We start from the raw sequence: 20,299 nt of genomic DNA, 5'->3' as shown, positions 1-20,299 counted from the left end.
GTTCAGGTGTGCCGTGCCGGAGGGCTTACTTGCCCGCCAGCTGGGTCTGCGTATAGAAGCCGTCCTTGACCAGCAGGTCGACGTTGGACTTGTTCAGCAGGATAGGCTTGAGCAGCAGGCTGTCGACCTGCTTGAATCCGTTGTGGAGCTGGGCGTTGTAGGCCGGCTTCTGGCCGCGCACCAGCTGCACCGCCACATTGGCGGCCGTGGCGGCGATCTGGCGCAAGGGCTTGTAGACGGTCATGGTCTGGGTGCCGGCGATCACACGGCGCACCGCCGCCAGGTCGGCGTCCTGGCCGGAGACCACGACCTTGCCGGCCAGCTTCTGGGTGGCCAGGGCCTGGATCGCGCCACCCGCCGTGGCGTCGTTGGAGGCGACCACCGCGTCGATCTTGTTGCCGTTGGCGGTCAGCGCGTTCTCGACGATCGCCATGGCCTCGGACGGGCTCCAGTCCTTGACCCACTGCTTGCCGACGATCTTGATGTCGCCCTTGTCGGCGAGCGGCTGCAGCACCTTCATCTGGCCTTCGCGCAGGATCTTGGCGTTGTTGTCGGTCGGGGCCCCGCCCAGCAGGTAGTAGTTGCCCTTCGGCTTCTGCGCGACCAGGGACTGCGCCTGCAGTTCGCCCACCGCCTTGTTATCGAAGGAGATGTAGGCGTCGACGTCCGCGTTCAGGATCAGGCGGTCGTAGGACACCACCTTGATTTTCGCCTTCTTCGCCTCGCGGATGGCGCTGTTGAGCACCGTCGAGTTGTAGGGCACGATCACCAGCACGTCCACGCCGCGCGAGATCAGGTTCTCGATCTGGGCGATCTGGCGCTGCTCGCTGGCATCGGCCGACTGCACGTAGACCTTGGCGCCCAGCTTCTCCGCGGCGGCCAGGAAGTAGTCGCGGTCACGCGCCCAGCGCTCCAGGCGCAGGTCGTCGATCGAGAAACCGATCTTCGGATTCTTGGCGTCCGCCAGGGCGGCACCGCTCGACATCATCATGGAACCGGCAAAGCAGACCAGTCCAATCGCCTTGATCATTTTTTTCATGTTGCGTCTCCAGTCAATTCTTATGTGTGTTTCAGTGGTTATGGCGCGGCATGTCATGGCCCACGCCGCGATACGGCAGGGCCAGCTCCATGCAGGCGCCGGTGTGCAGTTGGCCGACGCTGGCGCGGTAGATCTCCTGCCACGGCGTCTGGCTCGCCGGGATCGCCGGCGGCGCGTCCTGGCGGCGTGCCTCGAGCTCCGCACTAGGTACCAGCACGTCGCAACGTCCCTGGTTCAGGTCCACCCGTACGATATCACCGGTGCGCAGCAGCGCCAGGTTTCCGCCGGCCGCGCTCTCCGGCGACGCGTTCAGGATCGACGGGCTGTCCGAGGTGCCGGACTGGCGCCCGTCGCCCAGGGTCGGCAGCGCCAGGATGCCGCGCTTGATCAGGGCGTCGGGCGGCTGCATGTTGACGACTTCGGCCGAACCCGGCCAGCCGAGCGTGCCGGAACCGCGGATCACCAGCATGGTGCTTTCGTCGATGCCAAGCGCCGGATCGTTGATGCGGTGATGATAATCGCTCGAGCCCTCGAACACCACCACCCGGCATTCGAAGCAGTTCTCGGCGCCCGTCGTCGACAGGTAGCGTTCACGGAAAGCCGGCGAGATGACGCTGGTCTTCATGATCGCGAAGTCGAACAGGTTGCCCTTCAGGACCAGGAAGCCGGCGCGCTCCTTGAGCGGATCGTCGAAGGGGCGGATCATGTCGCGGTCGATGCTTTCCTTGCCCATCAGGTTCTCGGCCATGGTGAGGCCGGTCACCGTCGGACGCCTGGATCGCAGCAGGCCCTTTTGCTCCAGCTCCCACATGATGGCCGGCGTGCCGCCGGCGCGGTGGAAGCGCTCGCCCAGGTATTTACCGGCCGGCTGCATGTTCAGCAGCAGCGGCACCTCGTAGCCGTATTCCATCCAGTCCGCCGGGCTGATGTCGACGCCGGCGTGGCGCGCCATCGCCGTGATGTGCGGCTGAGCGTTGGTGGAGCCACCGATCGCCGCATTGACCACGATCGCGTCGAGGAAGGCATCGCGCGTCAGGATCTGCGAGGGGCGCAGGTCCGCGTGCGCCATCTCGACGATGCGGCGCCCGGTCTCGTAGGCCATCTGGCCGCGTTCGCGGTAAGGCGCGGGGATCGCCGAGCAGCCGGTCAGCGACATGCCGAGCGCCTCGGCCACCGCGTTCATGGTGGACGCGGTCCCCATGGTGTTGCAGTGCCCGCTCGACGGCGCCGAGGCGGCGGCGATCTGGATGAACTTTTCTTCATCGATCTCGCCCGCGGCCAGGCGCCGGCGGCCCTTCCAGATGGCCGCGCCGGATCCCACCAGCTCGCCCTCGAACCAGCCATCCAGCATCGGTCCGCCGGACAGCACGATGGCCGGCAGGTCGACGGTGGCCGCCGCCATCAGCTGGGCCGGCGTGGTCTTGTCGCAGCCGGTGGTCAGCACCACGGCATCGATCGGATAGCCGTGCAGGATCTCGACCAGGCCGAGGTAGGCCAGGTTGCGGTCCAACGCCGCGCTGGGGCGGCGGCAGTTTTCGAAGATCGGATGCAGCGGGAATTCCATCGGGATGCCACCGGCGTCGCGGATGCCGTCGCGCACCCGCTTGGCCAGCTCCAGGTGGATGCGGTTGCAGGGCGAGATGTCGCTGCCGCTCTGGGCGATGCCGATGATGGGCTTCCCGCAGCGCAGCTCTTCCGGGGTGATCCCGTAGTTCATGAAGCGCTCGAGATACAGCGCGGTCATGTCGATGCGCTCTTCGTTGTCGAACCAGTCCTGGGACCGGAAACGGCGTGTGTTCTGTATGTGCTTCATGCGCCGTACCATCCCGCGTCGACGAAGTATTCGCGGCCGCTGCAGCGGCGTCCGCTGCTGGAAGCCAGGAACAGGGCCAGCGCGGCCACGTCCTGCATCTCGACCCGGGCCGGGATGCACTGGCCGGCCAGGATCCGCGCCTCCTCTTCCGGCGTGTGCCACAGAGCCTGCTGGCGTGGCGTGCGCACCGCGCCCGGCACCACGGTGTTGGCGCGGATCCCGAACTTGCCGAGATCGCGCGCCATCCCGCGCGTCATGCCCTCGATGCCGGCCTTGGCGGTCATGTAGAGGTCGAGCTGGGACGACGCCAGGTGCCAGGAGATCGAGCCGAAATTCAGGATGACGCCACGCCCCTGGCGCTTCATGCCGGGGATGACGGCCTGGGCGCAGAAGAACTTCTGGCGCAGGTTCACCGCCATGCGGTCATCCCAGTAGGCCGGGGTCACGTCTTCGATCTCGTGGCGCTCGTCGTTGGCGGCATTGTTGAGCAGGATGTCGACCGCGCCGGCTTCGTCTTCGATGTCCTTGAACGCGGCCTGCAGGGCGGCGAGGTCGGTGAGGTCGCAGCCCAGGTAGCGCGGCGCATGGGCCGCGCCGCCCAGCGAGGCCGCCAGCGCGCGCGATTCCTCATCGGCGATGTCGAGGAACCAGACGCGGGCGCCCTGCCCCGCGAAGGCCGTGACCAGTTCGGCGCCGATGCCGCTGCCGCCGCCGGTGATGACCACGCGCTTGCCGGCCAGGTCGGGATAGGTCGGGTAGACCAGGGTTTCTTGGTTGGTGTCGAACATGAAGTTGGGTGATTCGTAGGTTTCCCGGTCAAGCGGCACGGTCGGCTCCAGGATTCAGGAGGCCGCGCTGCGCCAGGTTGCGGTAGAGGGCGCGCACGCCGAAGGTCCAGGGTGCGATCTGGTCGCTGCGGCGCACCGTATTGACCAGGGTGCCGAGGGATGGGGTCGAAATGCTGACCCGGTCCCCAGGATGGTGGGTGAAGCCGGCGCCGGCCGCGTCGCGGTCCTTGATCGGCGAGAACATCGTACCGAGGAAGAGCATGAAGCCGTCCGGATACTGGTGGTGGGCGCCGCAGGTCTGGCCGACCAGGTCCAGCGGGTCGCGGCTGATCTCGCGCATGCGGCTGCGGCCTTCCAGCATGAAGCCATCATCCACGCCCTCGATCAGCATGCCGACTTCCGCCTGGCGCAGGCTGTCCAGGGTGAAGCTGCCATCGAACAGGCGGATGAAGGGACCGATCGCGCAGGAGCCGTTGTTGTCCTTGGCCTTGCCCAGCAGGAGCGCGCTGCGCCCCTCGACGTCGCGCAGGTTGACGTCGTTGCCCAGGGTGCCGCCCACGACCTCGCCGCGGCTGTTCACCGCCAGCACGATCTCGGGCTCCGGATTATTCCACTGCGAAGACGGATGCAGCCCGACATCAAAGCCGTGGCCGACCGCCGACATCGGCTGCGACTTCGTAAATACTTCGGCATCCGGGCCGATGCCAACTTCCATGTACTGCGACCACAGGCCGTGGGCGGAAAGCTCGGCCTTCAGGCGCATGGCCGCATCCGAGCCCGGCTTGATCTCGGCCAGGTTGGTGCCGATCGATGCCTGCAGCTGCTGGCGCAGTTCCCCTGCGCGGCCAGGATCGCCCTTGGCCCGCTCCTCGATCACGCGCTCGAGCAGGCTCACCGCGAAGGTGACGCCGCAGGCCTTGATCGCCTGCAGGTCGCAGGGCGCCAGCAGCGCGATGCCGCCGGCAGCCGCCTCACCGGCAGCGGCGGCCGTCACCAGCTGCACCGCGCAGCCCAGGTCTTCGCCCTCGGCGGCGCGCACGATCTCGCGTGCATCCTCACGCTCGAACAGGTCGGCGACCGTGATCGCATGGGCGCTGATGTCGATCAGCCGACCGCGCCGCAGCGCGACCACGGCCGGGCCATTTACCGGCGCCGGACGCCAGACGCGGCCCACCAGCAAGGCCTCGTCGAGGTCCGCGGGAAGCAAATTCGCGTGATTATTTGTCATGATTTCCACTTTCGTCTTTCTCGCACTGCGCACACTGTTGTCGCGATTCTACGAGTCTAGGTGGCGGCCCAGGCAAGGTCAAATCGATAATGACCGACCCTCGTTATGAAATTTCGTCCCTCCCCAAAAACGGCTGTTCCGCTCTCGTGGAAGCACTTATTCTGTGTTGCGAACGAACGATGAATGGAGACAGGCATGTATCTGGGAATTGACCTCGGCACCTCGGAAGTCAAATTGCTCCTGATGGAAGAATCGGGCGAGGTCGCGGCAACGGCCGGCGCGGCCCTGACGGTGTCGCGGCCCCACCCGCAGTGGTCGGAACAGGACCCTGCCCAGTGGTGGTCCGCGACCATCACCGCAATGCAGCAGCTGCGCGCATCCCATGGCGAGGCCTTGGGCCGGGTGCGCGCGATCGGCCTGTCCGGGCAGATGCACGGGGCCGTGCTGCTCGATGCGCAGGACCGGGTGCTGCGGCCAGCGATCCTCTGGAACGACGGCCGCAGCCACCAGGAATGCGATGCGCTCACGGCACGAGAACCGCGCCTGCCCGCCATCACCGGCAACCTGGCCATGCCTGGCTTCACCGCGCCCAAGCTGGCCTGGGTCGCGCGGCACGAGCCGGAGATTTTCCGTCAGACCGCGACCGTCCTCCTGCCGAAGGACTACCTGCGCCTGATGCTCACCGGAGAAAAGGTGTCCGAGATGTCCGACGCGGCCGGCACCCTGTGGCTGGACGTCGCGCGGCGCGACTGGTCGGACGCGATGCTGGAGGCGACCGGCTTGAGGCGCAGCCACATGCCGCGCCTGGTCGAGGGCAGCGCCCCATCCGGCACCCTGCGCCGCGCCCTGGCCGACGAATGGGGCATGGCCCCGGAAGTCATCGTCGCCGGCGGCGGCGGCGACAACGCCGCCAGCGCGGTCGGCATCGGCGCGACGCGTCCCGGCGACGGTTTCGTCTCGCTCGGCACCTCCGGCGTGCTGTTCGTGGTCACCGACCGCCTGCGCGCCAACACGGGGTCGGCGGTCCACGCATTCTGCCATGCGCTGCCCGGGCGCTGGCACCAGATGTCGGTAATGCTGTCGGCAGCCAGCTGCCTGTCCTGGATCACCCGCGCCACCGGCGCGCAGAACGAAGCCGCGCTGCTGCCCGAAGCGCAAGCCCTGTCCAGCACTGAACGGCTGCGCGCACCCCTGTTCCTGCCCTACCTGTCCGGCGAACGGACCCCGCACAACGACCCGCATGCGCAAGGCGTGTTCGTCGGACTGGGCCACGATACCGGCCGCGGCGCCCTCGCCTATTCGGTGCTCGAGGGCGTGGCCTTCGGCATGCGCGATGGCCTGCTGGCGCTGCGCGCGGCCGGCACCGAGGCCGGCACGCTGTCGCTGGTGGGCGGCGGCGCCCGCAGCAGCGACTGGTCGCAGCTGCTGGCCGACACCCTGGACCTCCCCATCGTCACCCACAGCGAAGGCAGTGCCGGCGCGGCCCTGGGCGCGGCGCGGCTGGCTGCCCTGGCCGACGGCCAATCCGAGGAAAGCGCATGCACGCCGCTGGCGGCCGCGCAGCGCTTCGACCCGGACCCCGGGCACCACGGCGCCCTGATGCAGCGCTACGCCCGCTTCCGCGATATTTACGCGCGCCTGCAACCCGTATTCAAACAGTAAGCACACTTATCCGATCAAGGAGACATCATGCCGCAACACGACACAAAGAGCATCTTCGCCGACATCGCGCCGGTAGGCTTCGAAGGCACGGCCAGCGACAACCCGCTCGCCTTCCGCTACTACGATAAGGACCGCATCGTCCTCGGCAAACGCATGGAAGACCAGCTGCGCATCGCGGCCTGCTACTGGCACAACTTCTGCTGGACCGGCCTCGATCCGTTTGGCGGGCAGACCTTCATGCGCCCGTGGTTCGAGGGCGGCACGCCGCTGGAGATGGCCGAGCGCAAGGCCGTCGAGGCCTTCGAATTCCTGTCGCGCCTCGGCGTGCCCTACTACTGCTTCCACGACCGCGATGTGGCGCCGGAAGGCGCGACGCCGCGCGAAAGCCGCGAACACTTCCTGCACATGGCCGAGCGCCTGGCCGGTCACCAGGAACGCACCGGCCTCAAGCTGCTGTGGGGGACGGCCAACCTGTTCAGCCACCGCCGCTACATGTCGGGCGCGGGCAGCAATCCGGATCCGGAAATCTTCGCGCTGGCTGCCCTGCAGGTACGCGACGCGATGAACGCCACCCGCGAACTGGGCGGCGAGAACTACGTGCTGTGGGGCGGCCGCGAAGGCTACGAGACCCTGCTGAACACGAACATGGCGCAGGAACTGGACCAGCTGGGACGCTTCCTGACGCTGGCGGTCGAACACAAGCACAAGACCGGCTTCAAGGGCACCATCCTGATCGAACCGAAGCCGCGCGAGCCGAGCAAGCACCAGTACGATTTCGACACCGCGACGGTGTACGGCTTCCTGAAGCGCTACGGCCTGGAAAACGAAGTCAAGGTCAACATCGAAGCCAACCACGCGACCCTGTCCGGCCACAGCTTCGAGCACGAGATCGCCACCGCGGCGGCGCTCGGCATCTTCGGCAGCCTCGACATCAACCGCGGCGACCCGCAGCTGGGCTGGGACACCGACCAGTTCCCCAACAACGTGCCCGAGACGGCGATCGCGCTGTACCACGTGATGCAGGCCGGCGGCTTCACCACCGGCGGCTGCAACTTCGACGCCAAGGTGCGCCGCCAGTCGATCGATCCGGTCGACCTGCTGCACGGCCACGTCGGCGCCATGGACGTGCTGGCGCGCGGCCTGCTGGAGGCCGAAAAGCTGATCAAGGACGGCCGCCTCGCCAGCGAACTGGAACGCCGCTACAGCGGCTGGCAGGCGCCGCTGGGCCAGGACATCCTGGCCGGGCGCATCGACCTGGACGGCCTGGCCGACCGCGTCCTGGAGCGTAACCAGGACGTGGCGCCGGTCTCGGGTCGCCAGGAGTATCTGGAAAACCTGGTCAACCGCATTCTCTGATCCCTGAATTGTGAAAACCACCAAGGGGCGTAGCAATTCTTTTCAGAAGTGCAGCGAGCCTTGGCCAGACAAAAATCCTTCTGCTAATCTGCCTGCAACAAGAAACACCACAACAACGACATGGGCACAATGGAGACAAACAGCAGCATCGCCACGGCGCGCCATCCGGCGCATCCGGCCCTCGTGCCGGATCCGTGCGCGATCGATGCCGGCCCGCGCAAGGCAGGCCAGCGGCCTTACCAGCAGGTGGCCCAACGGGTCATCGACCTGGCCCTGCAATTGGCTATCGGCGCCGGCCAGCGCCTGCCTTCCGAACGGGAGCTGGCCACCGCCCTCGGCGTGAGCCGCGCGACGCTGCGCCAGGCCCTGACTTCGCTCGAGATGGGCGGCATCGTCGAGGTGCGCTCCTGTTCCGGTGTCTACCTGTGCGCGGCGCTGCAGTCCGCGCTCCCCGTGCCGCAGGACGTTCCCGGCCCCTTCGAACTGCTGTCGGCACGCCGCCTGCTCGAACCCGAACTGGCGGCCATGGCGGCCAGGGTGGCGACCGACAGCAGCATCGACGCGATCCTCGCCGCCGCCGACGAGATGGAGCGCCTGCAACGCGAGGCGCCGGACGACACGGCCGGCGGCGAGCTGGCCGACCGCCACTTCCACCTGACGCTCGCGCGCGCCACCGGCAACGGCGCGCTGGCGGGTATGCTCGAGCACCTGTGGGGCCAGCGCGGCGGCTTGTGGCCCACGCTGGCGCAGCTGTTCCAGACCGCCGAGCTGCGCCAGGAAACCCTGGCCGACTACCGGCGCATCGGCTGCGCCGTCGCCGTGCGCGATCCCGCAGCCGCACGCAGCGCGATGCGCGCGCACCTGGAGCGCTATACCCGGACGCTGTCACGCAAGTGAGGCCGGGCCCGCCTCCCCACGGCGTCCGCATCAACGATTACAGGAGACGACAGACATGAGCACCACATCCGCAGCGGCGGCAGCCCTGGCTGCGCTGTTCAGCTTTCACGCGGCTGCCGCATGCCCGGCCGCCGCAGCCTGGTGCGAGGACTTCGAACACGGCGCCGCGCACTGGCGCGTGGAAGGCGCCGGGACCGTCACGATCCATGAAGAGACCGGCAGCGCCAACCGGCTGCTGCTGGCGACACCGGGCGCCACCGTCCTGGCGGCCAGCCCGGCCGCGGGCGCGATCGCGGCCGGCGACCACTTCGTCGAAGCGCGCCTGCGCCCGGTCGCGGCGGCCGCTGATGGACCACGCCGGGCCATCCTCATGCTGCGCCATGCCGACCCGCGCAACTGGGTCGGCGCCGCCGTCAACATCATCCCGGGCAGGCCCAAGATGGGCGTCGAACTGGTCCAGATGCGCGATGGAGAACTGCTGCGGTTGCGCCAGATCAGCCGTGACGCCGCCCCCGCCGGCGGCTTCCAGACCCTGCGCGTCGAACTCGCGCGCGGCGAACTGAGCGCTTGGCTCGATGGCGAGCGTGTTTCTGCCAGGCCGGCGGCGCCGGTACCGGCGGCCGGCACCGCACTGCTGGCGCAGTCGGTGGCCTTCGAGTTCGACGACCTGCGCATGGGACCGGCCGGCGAACGCCCGGGACGCATCGCGCTGGCCCACCGCAGCCCCGCCATCGCCCTGCACGCCGGGGAAGTCCAGCGCTACCCGGTCAGCGCCCTGGCCGGCGACGGCACGACGCCACTCGCCATCCGGGCCTCGTCCAGCGATCCCTCGGTGGCGCAGGCGGCGGTGGATGGGGGCGAACTGGTCGTGACCGCGCGCCGCGCCGGCAGCGCCATCGTCACCGTGGCGAGTGCGGCCGACCGCAACGTGGCGAGCGCGCTCGCCTTGACGGTGGGACCCGCCTTCACGGCCCGCAGCGACGCGGACACCCTGCGCGGCCGGGTCCTGCCCGCGGCCGGCGCATCCGGCGTCCAGGCAGACACGCTCCTGCGCATCCGCTTCGACGCCAAGCCGGCGCTGGGCGCCAGCGGCTCGGTGCGCATCCACCGCCTCGCCGACCGCGCCCTCGTCGACGTGATCCGCCTCGGCGACGAAGTCGATGCGATCGGCTACCGCGAGCAGCCCTTCAAGCGCGTCGTGCGCTTCAGCCCGATCCGCATCGACGGGAACGACGCCGTGATCCAGCTCCACAGCGCCAGGCTGGATTACGGTACCGACTACCTGGTGACGGTCGATGCCGGCACGTTTGCACAAGCCACCATTGGCGGCCGTCCCTTCGAGGGCATCGGCGAGGCCGCCGGCTGGCGCTTCCGCACCCGGGCGCAGGCGCCGGCCGGGCGCCGCTTCACCGTGGACGATGACGGTCCGGCCGACTTCCGCACGGTGCAGGGGGCGCTGAACCATGTGATGCGCGCCGTGCCGCGCGCGGAGCCGGTGAGCATCCGCGTCGCCAACGGCCGCTACGAAGAGCTGCTCTACCTGCGCGGCAAGGACGGCGTGCGCCTGCACGGCGAAAGCCGCGACGGCGTCGTCATCGGCACCGTCAACAATGACGGCATCAATCCCGGCGCAGGAGCTGGTCAGCCCGCGCAGTCGCCGGCCGCCGGGGGTGGCCGCTCGGTCTTCCTGGCCGAGGATGCCGACCTCCTGAGCCTCGACCATCTCACCATCGTCAACAAGACGGTGCGCGCCGCCAGCTTCGGCGGCCAGGCCGAGGCCCTGCATTTCAGCAGCGACCGTGGCCGCCTGGCGGTGCGCGACGCCGCCTTTCTCAGCGAGCAGGACACGATCCTGGTGAAGGGCTATTCCTGGTTCTACCGCAGTCTGGTGGCTGGCAACGTCGATTTCATCTGGGGCGGCAACCGCGCCGCCCTGTTCGAGGAAAGCGAAATCCGCTCGCTGGGCGACAGCGCCCAGCCGAAGGGCGGCGGCTACATCGTGCAGGCGCGCACCGCCGACCCGGACGCGCCGGGCTTCGTGTTCCTGAACAGCCGGCTCACCCACGGCCCTGGACCGGCCGGCAACGACGTGCCGGCCGGGTCGACCTGGCTGGCGCGTCCGGGACCAAGCGGCGCCGGCGACAAGGTCGTGTACATCAACTGCCGGATGGACGCGCACATCGCGCCGGCCGGCTGGTCGCTGCCGAAGACCCCTGCAGCGGGCACCCAGCCTGGCGCCGGCTGGGCCGAATACGCCAGCACCGACCTGGCCGGCCGCCCGCTGGAACTGTCCAGCCGGGTCGGCGGACGGCTCCTCACGGCGGACGAGGCGGCACGCTACGCCAGCCGCGCCCGCGTATTCGCCGGTTTCGGCGACGGCCAGGGCTGGGATCCGGTCCCCGAGACCTCACAAGAACACCAACACTAATTTACATAACATCCATGCAATCCATGACGACTACCGCTTTCCACGCTCCTCGCCGGCTCGGCGCCGCCCTCCTCCTGTCCCTGCTCGCTTCCGCCTGCCACACCACGCCGCCGGCACAGCGCGTGGCCGCCAGCGAAGCCTGGGTCGCCGACCTGGGCAACGGCCGCTACCAGAACCCCATCCTGAACGCCGACTATTCGGACCCGGACGGCGTGCGCGTCGGCGACACCTACTACATGACCGCCTCGAGCTTCAACAGCGCCCCCGGCCTGCCCCTGCTGCAGTCGAAGGACCTGGTCAACTGGACGCTGGTGGGCCACGCCCTGCCGCGGCTCGTACCGGACCAGCACTTCTCCACGCCGCGCACCGGCGCCGGCGTGTGGGCGCCCTCGCTGCGCCACCACGACGGCAAGTTCTGGATCTTCTACCCGGACCCGGACCACGGCATCTACGTCATCACCGCCAAGGACTTCGCCGGCCCATGGAGCGAGCCGCACCTGCTGTTGCCGGGCAAGGGCATCATCGACCCGGCCCCGTTGTGGGACGATGACGGCAAGGCATGGCTGATCCACGCCTGGGCCAAGAGCCGTGCCGGCATCAACAACGTCCTGACCCTGCGCAGCATGTCCCCGGACGGCAAGCGCCTGCTGGACAACGAGGGCAAGGTCGTCATCGACGGTAACAAGCTGCCCGGCTACCGCACCCTGGAAGGCCCCAAGCTGTACAAGCACGAAGGCTGGTACTACGTGTTCGCGCCGGCCGGCGGCGTCGAGGAGGGCTGGCAATCGGTGTTCCGCTCGCGCGCCATCGGCGGCCCCTACGAAGACCGCATCGTCATGGAACAGGGCGAGACCGCGATCAACGGCCCGCACCAGGGCGCCTGGATGCGCGCGCAGGACGGCAAGGACTGGTTCATCCACTTCCAGGACCGCAAGGCCTACGGCCGCGTCACCCACCTGCAGCCGATGACATGGACCGAGGGCTGGCCACTGATCGGCCAGCCCGGCCCGAAGCCGGGCGTCGGCAATCCGGTCACCTCCTGGAGCAAGCCGGTGGCGGGCCAGGCGCTCGCAGTACCGCCGACCAGCGATGAATTCAGCGGCACCGCGCTGGGCCTGCAGTGGCAGTGGAACGCCAACCCGAAAGCCGCCTGGCACTCGCTGTCCGCCCGCCCGGGCCAGCTGCGCCTGCCGGTCATGGCTTTCCCCGAATCGAAGGATTTCGTGCGCGCCGCGCCGAACATCCTGACGCAGAAGCTGCCGGCGACGGCATTCACCGCAGAGACCCGTCTCGAACTGCACGGCGCCCGCGATGGCGACCGCGCCGGCCTGATCCTGAACGGCATGAGCTATGCGGCACTCGGCCTGCACCAGCGCGGCGGCGACCTGCAACTGGTGTACACCACCTGCACGCCCTTCAAACCGCGCTGCACCCAGAGCGAGACCATACTGCTGCCCAAGGCACCGAGCGCGATGACCCTGCGCATGGTGATGCGCGACGGCGCCCAGGCGCAGTTCCTGTACAGCGTCGACGGCAAGGAATTCACCCCGGCCGGCGCGCCCTTCGCAGCCACCAAGGGCCACTGGGTCGGTGCGCAGATGGGCCTGTACAGCGCCAGCGACGCCGGCCAGGCGTCCGGCGCCTATCTGGACGCCGACTACTTCCGCGTGAGCCGCTGAGATGAACAAGAGCATAGCGCTCCTGCTGGCCGCGCTGTTCGCGGCCGGCGGGGTGGCGAACACGCAGGCTGCGGGACCTTACCGGAACCCGGACAACAAGAACCTGTCCGATCCGCTCGAAGGGACCTATCCGGTGCCCTACAAGCTGCCAGTGGTCTCCGAGATCACCGCGCAGCTCGAGCGCGTGCGCGGCTTCATCGACCGCGCCACGCCCAGCCACATCGTCGACAAGACCACCGGCCAGCCGGTCACGGAGTTCGGCACGCCGGTCGCCGGCGCCGTCGTGGAGCCCTCGCCGAATGACTTCGGCATCATGAACTACGAGATGGGCGTGGTGCATGCCGGCCTGATGAACATGCGCGCCATCACCGGCGACGCCGGCTGGACCGCCCTCACCGAGCGCCACCTGGCCTTCTTCAAGGAACGCACGCCCTACTTCCGCGCCCAGGAAGAGCAGTTCAAGCTGGGCCGCGCCAACAGTTTCATCCGCTTCATCAAGCCGCATGCGCTGGACGACGCCGGTTCCATGACCGCCGCCATGATCCGCGCGCGCCTGGCCGGCATCGGCCCCGACATGTCGCAGCAGATCGCCGTCAGCGGCGACTGGGTGCACAAGCAGCAGGTGCGCCTCAAGGACGGCACCCTGGCGCGCAACCGCCCGCAAGCCTGGTCGGTGTGGGCCGACGACATGTACATGAGCATTCCCGCGCTGGCGGAACTGGGCCGCATGACCGGCGAGCGGCGCTACTTCGACGACGCCGTCAGGAATGCCCTGCAGATGTCCGGCTACCTGTTCAACAAAGAGCTGGGCCTGTACGCGCACGGCGTCCACCTGCACGACCTCGATGGGCCGCAGTTCTACTGGGGCCGCGCCAACGGCTGGGCGCTGCTGGCCGTCTCCGACCTGCTGGACGTGCTGCCGAAGAACCACCCCGGCCATGCGAAGCTGCTGGCGCAGCACCGGCGCGCGCTGCGCGGCATCGCCCGGCAGCAGTCGGGCGCGGGCCTGTGGCACCAGATGCTGGACCGCCACGACTCCTTCCTGGAGACCTCCGGCAGCGCCATGTTCGTGTATGCCATCGCGCACGCCATCAACCAGGGCTGGATCAGCCCAACCACCTACGGCAGCATCGCCCAGGCCGGATGGGCCGGCGTGTCCTCGCGCATCAACCCGCAGGGCGGCATCGAGGACGGCGTGGTGGCCACCACCCTGGCGGGCGACCACGTCTACTACTACAACCGCCCCGTGAGCGTGAACGCCATGGCGGGCTATGGCCCGGTGCTGCTGGCCGGCGCCGAGATGATCAAGCTGCTGAACAACCCGAAGCTCGTCATCACCGACAAGGTGAGGACCTACCACTACCGACCCAGGACACCATGAAGCGCGAGCCGACCCTTCCCTCGAACCCGCAACGCCGTTCGCTGCTCAAGGGCGCCGGCGCCGCCTCGGCCCTGCTGGCGGCGGCACCGTCGGCCTTCTCCGCCGCCGCCCCGGATCCATGGGCCCGCGCCGACCAGATCCGCGCGAAGTTCGCCAGCCCCCTGTCGTTTCCGAAGCGCGACTTCCCCATCACTGCCCACGGCGCCAGGCCCTGCAGGATGGCCACCGTGCAGGCCTACCTGGACAGTGACCAGGGCGTGAAAACCGAAGTACAGAGCCCCGCGCCCGGCGCGCCGGACGCCTATCCCGCCATCCGGGCGGCGATCGCCGCGGCCAGCAAGGCCGGTGGCGGACGTGTGCTGATCCCGGCCGGACACTGGTATTGCAAGGGCCCGATCGTACTGCTGTCGAACGTGCACGTCCACCTGGCCAAGGGCGCGCAAGTGCACTTCAGCGCCAATCCGGCCGACTATGCGAAGCACGGCGAGTACGACTGCGGCGCCAACGGCAGGCTGTCCCTGTCGCGCTGGCAGGGCAACGACTGCCTGAACTACACGCCCATGGTCTATGCGCGCAACCAGCGCAACATCGCGATCACGGGCGAAGACTGGACCAGCATCCTGAACGGCCAAGGCGGCGTGACTTTCGAGGACGGCAGCGGCGAACACTGGTGGGCATGGAGCGGCAAGACCGCGGTCAACGCCCATGCGCGCCAAGGCGTCACCAATCCGCGCAACCCGGAATCGCTGGCGGCGCTGGCGCCCGGCCTGGGCGCCGCGGAGCTGGCGCGCATCGAGGGCGCTGCCAACTGGCGCAGCGACGAGAAATTCCTGGTTGCGCTGTCCGAGGCGCGCGTGCCGCCCGAGAAGCGCGTGTTCGGCAAGGGCCATTATCTGCGTCCCTGCATGATCGAATTCATCGGCTGCACGGATGTACTGATGCAGGGCTACCAGGTGGTCGCCACGCCATTCTGGATCCACCATCCGGTCGACTGCCGCAAGGTCCACTTCGCGCGGGTCGCCATGGACAGCATGGGCCCGAACTCGGACGGATTCGACCCCGAGTCCTGCGACACCGTGCTGATGGACGGCTGCCAGTTCAATACCGGCGACGATTGCATCGCCATCAAGGCCGGCAAGGCCAACGACACTCAGTACGGCCCCACCCGTAACGTGGTGCTCCAGAACAGCATCATGAACTCCGGCCACGGCGCCATTACGCTGGGCAGCGAAATGGGCGGCGGTATCGAGCACGTGTATGCGGAAAAGCTGGAAGTGCGCAACATGCACTACAAGACCGACCCGCTGGGCACGGCCGTGCGCCTGAAGACCAATATGGCGCGCGGAGGCTATCTGCGCCACTTCTACGTGCGCGACCTGAACCTCCCGAACGGGGTGAAGCTCAAGCCGGGCTTCTACAAGCCGATGCCGGGCAGCCCAGTCCCGGCGCAACTCGCGTCCACCGGCGGCGGCGCAGTGATTACCTTCGATTGCGACTACGCGGCCGCTTTCGATGCGATCCGCGAGCGTCCGCCCCAGGTCTCGGACGTGCACATCTCGCGCATCAAGGTGTCGGACGTCGCGACAGCGGACGGCGCGTTCTCGTGCTACCAGGCCTTCGTGGTAATGGGCCCGGTGGCGCACAGCTACAACGGCAGCGAGGGCAAACCGGTTCTGCCGATCACCAATATCAGCATCAGCGACTGTGACTTCGGCACGCCGCGCAGTCTCGAGAAGCCCTGGTACGCCTACAACGTCAAAGGCCTCAGGCTGCGTAACGTCACAATTGCAGGCAAGACGGTCGACACCGACATCAACGCCTGATCTTAAGATCCCGTGCCATCCAGTCGGTTCCAAGCAGACTGAATAGGCACGGGACCTCGTAACAAAATCCCTTCGAGTCCTGCAACCTCATTCGCCGCGGCGCGTCCACGCCATACTGCGCCGTAAACGAGAAGAAGCCGGTCATCAGCCCAATGGGCCCGACGACCGGCTTCTCGTCCCTTATCAGGACGCTGCCGCCCTTACATCGTCCGGAAGTTCAGACCCACCATCAGGCGCCGTCCCGAATAGGCATAGTCCAGGATGTTGGGCGTGCCGGCAGTGAACGGCGTATAGCCGGCCTGGCTGTTGGTCGTGGTGGCATTGCCCAGGTTGCGGCCCTCGACGAAGATCTCCACGTTCGGCCTCAGCTTGTATGCGATCTTCGCATCGATGAAGCGGGTAGTGTCGCGGAAGTTCGGCGAGCCGGGATTGTAGGGGAAGCGGGTCAGCTGCACACCCACCGCCGGGTAGTTCTGGATCGCTCCCTGCTGGGTGCAGCCCGCGATGCAGTTGAAGAACGAGGCCACTGCCTGCACCGCCACCCGCGCCGTCAGGCGCCCGTCGTCATACCACAAGGCGTAGTTGTACGAATACTTCGACTCGCGCTGGGGTGGAAGCGGTACGCCGGTGAGCAGATCCACTGCGTTTTGCGTCGTGGTCAGCGAGCGCAGCTTCGTCGCATTGGCGTCCAGGCCGGTGAATCGCAGGCGCCACGGCAGGAAGGTGAACGCGGTCTTGGCGCCAAGCTCCAGGCCCTTGCGGGTGGTGGCTGCGCCATTCACCCACATCGAATAGTCGAAGGGCAGCGCTCCCACGTCGACGCCGGTCGCCGGATCGATCAGGCTCGAGCCCGCGAACAGGGGAATGCTGTTGACACCCTGGCTGATCCCGGGGCCGATCTTGCCCTGTTGACGGAACACGGCGACGGTCAGCATGGTGTCCCGGTTCGGGTAGTACTCGACGCTGACGTTCTGGTTGAAGTTCTTCTGCGCCTGGAGCGCCGGATTGCCCAGGGTACCCGAGCAACGCTGCGTCCCGGGCTGGTCGCCGTCGGCGGTGCGCTCGTCATAGGTACAGGTACCCGAGGGCAGCAGGTTGGCCGCCGGCGGGCGCGCCACCGTCTTGGCGCCGCTGTAGCGCAGCACCAGTTGGTCCGGCATCAGCCAGGCGGCCAGATTCAGGCTCGGCAGGATATCGTCCGCCTTGGCATTGACCTCCGTATTGCGCACATAGGTATTGGTCACCGTGCCGCCGACCGCGTTCGGATTGAGCGGATCGAAGTCGGCAGTCTTGGCGATCGAGACGAGCGTCATCATCCCGCTGCCGCTGACCTTGGTGCGCACGTAGCGCACGCCGATATTGCCGTCGATTTCCAGGCCAAAAGGCAGGGCCCGGTTGGTGAACGGGAAGCGGTCGATGGAGAAATCCCCCATCAGGTAGAAGGCATCGGAACGCTCCCGCAATTGCTGGCGGGGCTGCTCGTAGACCACGCCATCGTTGCCGACGCACTCTTTCACGCAATCGTAGTTGGTATTGGGCGCATTGATCAGCGAGAACAGCTTCTCGACATCCAGCTCGGTCCAGTTGTTCAGCAAGCCATCCGGGCGTCCCTTCGCCCCATTGAAGAAGCGGGTCGAGGTGGCCTGGCCGTTCAGTCCGGCCGCCACCAGGTCTTGCCACTGCTGAGGCGTCAGCAAGAGCGTGCCGTTGTTGGCCAGACGCGGGTCAGGATTGGTCGCATAGCCATAATCGCAGGCCTTGCCGCCCGGCCCCAGGGAGCCCGGCGTATTCTGGCAACCCTGTACGATCGTGCGGGCGATCGCGGTCGGGATGACGATCGGTGGCTGGTAGCCCGGCTGGCCGAAGGTTCCCACGGCCGCCTGGCGGACGATGCCGGCGCTGTTGCCGTCGCCGGGGTTCCAGTTATCCAGGCCGTTCTTGCGCAGGTTGAAGCCGGATTTGATGCGGGAGAAGAAGGGTACCGAGTCCGGCAGCGCATAGCTGAGGTCGAGCTTGGCGGTACTCTCGAAGGTCTCGCGGATCTGGGGGTTCCAGAACGCTTCGGTGCGCGGCGAGCTGGGCGTGAGCAGCGGCTGCTGGGCGATCGTATAGGCCGGTACGGCACGGGTATTGAAGGGGCCGAGCGCTACCGCGCTGCTGTTGGAGGCGGCCGGGTACAGGCGCGCATACTGCGACGCATCGGACTGGTCGAACTGGCTCGACGGCCCGAACGAGTAGCCCCACAGGCCGTTCGGCAGCACTTCCATCGTGGCCGGGCCGTAGAAGTTGGTGAAACTGATGCGCTTCTGGGCGCGGCGGAAGTCGGAACGGGCGTCCGCCAGGAAGAAGTCGGCGGTGAGTCCGTCGCGCTTGTAGGTGCCGCCCAGCTGCAGGTACTTCGCATTGACCTGGCCCTTGTCGCGCAGCTGGTCGGTGGTGGCGGCGCCATCGCTGATGGTGTATTTCGTCAGGTGATGGTTGGCATCGGTGACCACCGAGGCCGGATCGATGTTAATCGCCATGCCTGGATACGGATAGGCGCTGTTGCGTACGGTCGGGGTGTCATAGGTGTAGTAGCCCGACCCTGGCACCGCTTCACGCACGCCGCGCGTATTGTCGTCCACGAAGGCGCGGCCCACGTAGTTCGGGCTGATGACGATGCTCGGATTGGTCTGGATGTTACCCAGCGCATAGGTCAACTGATCCATGTCGATCTTGCGGCGGTTGTAGCTGCCCTTGGCGAAGACCGTCAATTCCCGGTTGACCTTGAAGTCGGCGCGCAAGTCCAGGTTCTGGCGCTCGTCCAGCTCGCGCTTGACGAAATAGCGCGGGCCGGATGGCGTGTAGTCGTTCCACTGGTTCAGGCAGGTGACCAGCTCGTTGCCGCGCTGGGTGTAGGCGTTGGCGCGGCCCGACGAGGCCATCGCACTGACCTGGGCGGCGGTGAGGGCCGGGAAGGCCGCGTAGCAGTCAGCCTTGGTCTGCGCTGCGGCCGAGCGGGTCAGTACTTCCAGCGGTGAAGCAAAATTGAAGGTGCCGCCGGCGCTCAGGGGCGTCTGCAGCATGGGCATATTCACGCTGGAATCCGCCATGTTCAGCGTACTTGGCATGAACGTGAAGGTCTTCTGCGGCGAGTGGTCGAAATCGGCCGTGCGGTAGTAACCCTGCAGCGCCGAGAAGGCTGTCTGCACCGAATGCGCTTCGTTTTGGACCGTGGTGCTCGATGCGTTCAGGAGCAGCCCGAGGCGTCCATCAAGGAACTTGTTGGCCAGGACGACGTTGGTGTCGGGCTTCCATTTCTTGTTGAGCGAACCTTGCGACGCGCCGACCCGCACCGATGCATAGGGCTTGGCGAAATCCAGGCCGCTGCGGGTCTTGATCACGATCCCGCCACCGAGCGAGCCCTCGGTCATGTCGGCGGTCGAACCCTTGACCACGTCAACGCTCTTGATCAGATCCGCCGACAGCTGGCGGAACTCCACGGCACGGCCGCTGGCGCCGCTGGTCGCGCCCATGTCGGCGCCGCCGGCCGACTGCACGCCCTGCCCGTCCAGTTCCACCCGGGTCAGGTCGGCCGAATTGCCGCGCACCGCCACGCTGACACCCTCGCCGTAGTCGCCACGATCGAGCGCGACGCCCGACATGCGCGAGATCGCTTCTCCGATATTTCGGTCGGGCAGCGAGCCGACGTCCTCGGCCACGATGGAATCCATCGCCGTGGCCGCGTTCTTCTTGCGGTCGATGCCGGATTGCTGGGATGCGCGGGTCGCTACGATCTTGACCGTCTGTACCTTGGCGTCCTCGGAAGCGGCGGTTTCCTTCCCCTCCGCAGGCCGCTCCTGCGCGATCGCCAGGTTGCTCGCTACCAGCGACGCCAGCGCAAGCGCGACCGCATAGCTCAAACGATTCGGCCGCAGCGGCCCTGCCGTGATATCTGTCATTGACTGTCTCCAAACGTTTATAATTTTTCCCGCCGATCGAATGGGCGATACCCAAAGGGGCGCGCGATCGTGGCGTTCGTGAAGCGGCTTGCACGGACCGCCTGCATCGGCAAGTCCATCCGTTCTCCCGCAGCTGGCATATGGAATGAATCGAGATAGCGGGTCAGCCTCGAAGCGATTGTGCGTCGTTATGCCATCCATCCGCAATTTCGAAAATAATCAATGCGACATCGTTTTTTCGTAAAGCCCTAGCAGGCACGACGC

At 67.4% G+C, this 20,299-nt stretch carries 12 protein-coding genes; 7 read left to right on the top strand and 5 right to left on the bottom strand.

The window, feature by feature from the left end:
* Nucleotides 1-25 precede the first annotated feature (25 nt).
* The 4 genes from xylF to ACSQ25_RS11130 are packed head-to-tail and all read right to left on the bottom strand — an operon-like array spanning nt 26 to nt 4,868.
* Nucleotides 26-1,030 carry a D-xylose ABC transporter substrate-binding protein gene (gene xylF, locus ACSQ25_RS11145; RefSeq protein ID WP_436108054.1) on the bottom strand — a complete coding sequence of 335 codons (1,005 nt, stop codon included), beginning with the start codon at nt 1,028-1,030 and terminating at the stop codon, nt 26-28.
* Nucleotides 1,031-1,070: 40 nt separating this feature from the next.
* Entirely contained in the window at nt 1,071-2,852 is a 1,782-nt protein-coding gene (locus ACSQ25_RS11140) for an IlvD/Edd family dehydratase (RefSeq protein ID WP_436105754.1), read from the bottom strand.
* Entirely contained in the window at nt 2,849-3,640 is a 792-nt protein-coding gene (locus tag ACSQ25_RS11135) for an SDR family NAD(P)-dependent oxidoreductase (protein ID WP_436108053.1), read from the bottom strand. The genes ACSQ25_RS11140 and ACSQ25_RS11135 overlap by 4 nt, the downstream gene beginning before the upstream one ends.
* A gap of 28 nt (nt 3,641-3,668) precedes the next feature.
* Entirely contained in the window at nt 3,669-4,868 is a 1,200-nt protein-coding gene (locus tag ACSQ25_RS11130; RefSeq protein ID WP_436105753.1) for a fumarylacetoacetate hydrolase family protein, read from the bottom strand.
* Between the two features lie 195 nt (nt 4,869-5,063).
* On the opposite strand from ACSQ25_RS11130, the gene xylB reads away from it, so the two are divergent.
* From xylB to ACSQ25_RS11095, 7 genes are all read left to right on the top strand, one after another.
* Entirely contained in the window at nt 5,064-6,530 is a 1,467-nt protein-coding gene (gene xylB / locus ACSQ25_RS11125) for a xylulokinase (protein WP_436105752.1), read from the top strand.
* Nucleotides 6,531-6,557: 27 nt separating this feature from the next.
* A complete protein-coding gene (gene xylA, locus ACSQ25_RS11120) occupies nt 6,558-7,886 on the top strand; it encodes a xylose isomerase (protein ID WP_436105751.1) in 1,329 nt (442 codons plus the stop codon).
* Nucleotides 7,887-8,015: 129 nt separating this feature from the next.
* Nucleotides 8,016-8,783 carry a FadR/GntR family transcriptional regulator gene (locus ACSQ25_RS11115; protein WP_436105750.1) on the top strand — a complete coding sequence of 256 codons (768 nt, stop codon included), beginning with the start codon at nt 8,016-8,018 and terminating at the stop codon, nt 8,781-8,783.
* 55 nt (nt 8,784-8,838) lie between these two features.
* Nucleotides 8,839-11,211: a pectinesterase family protein gene (locus ACSQ25_RS11110; protein WP_436105749.1), complete on the top strand. Its 2,373-nt coding sequence runs from the start codon at nt 8,839-8,841 to the stop codon at nt 11,209-11,211.
* Between the two features lie 23 nt (nt 11,212-11,234).
* Entirely contained in the window at nt 11,235-12,890 is a 1,656-nt protein-coding gene (locus ACSQ25_RS11105; protein WP_436105748.1) for a glycoside hydrolase family 43 protein, read from the top strand.
* Nucleotide 12,891: 1 nt separating this feature from the next.
* Nucleotides 12,892-14,271 carry a glycoside hydrolase family 88/105 protein gene (locus tag ACSQ25_RS11100; RefSeq protein ID WP_436105747.1) on the top strand — a complete coding sequence of 460 codons (1,380 nt, stop codon included), beginning with the start codon at nt 12,892-12,894 and terminating at the stop codon, nt 14,269-14,271.
* The gene (locus ACSQ25_RS11095; RefSeq protein ID WP_436105746.1) at nt 14,268-16,094 is read left to right on the top strand and encodes a glycoside hydrolase family 28 protein; all 1,827 of its coding nucleotides are present in this window, start codon (nt 14,268-14,270) and stop codon (nt 16,092-16,094) included. Before ACSQ25_RS11100 ends, ACSQ25_RS11095 begins: the two co-directional genes overlap by 4 nt.
* 200 nt (nt 16,095-16,294) lie before the next feature.
* Here ACSQ25_RS11095 and ACSQ25_RS11090 read toward each other — a convergent pair whose 3' ends face one another.
* Entirely contained in the window at nt 16,295-20,035 is a 3,741-nt protein-coding gene (locus ACSQ25_RS11090) for a TonB-dependent receptor (RefSeq protein ID WP_436105745.1), read from the bottom strand.
* Nucleotides 20,036-20,299: the final 264 nt, after the last annotated feature.

The sequence above is a fragment of the Massilia sp. LjRoot122 genome, assembly GCF_964252725.1.
Taxonomy (GTDB): domain Bacteria; phylum Pseudomonadota; class Gammaproteobacteria; order Burkholderiales; family Burkholderiaceae_D; genus Telluria.
This window is presented reverse-complemented; position numbering and strand designations above follow the sequence as displayed.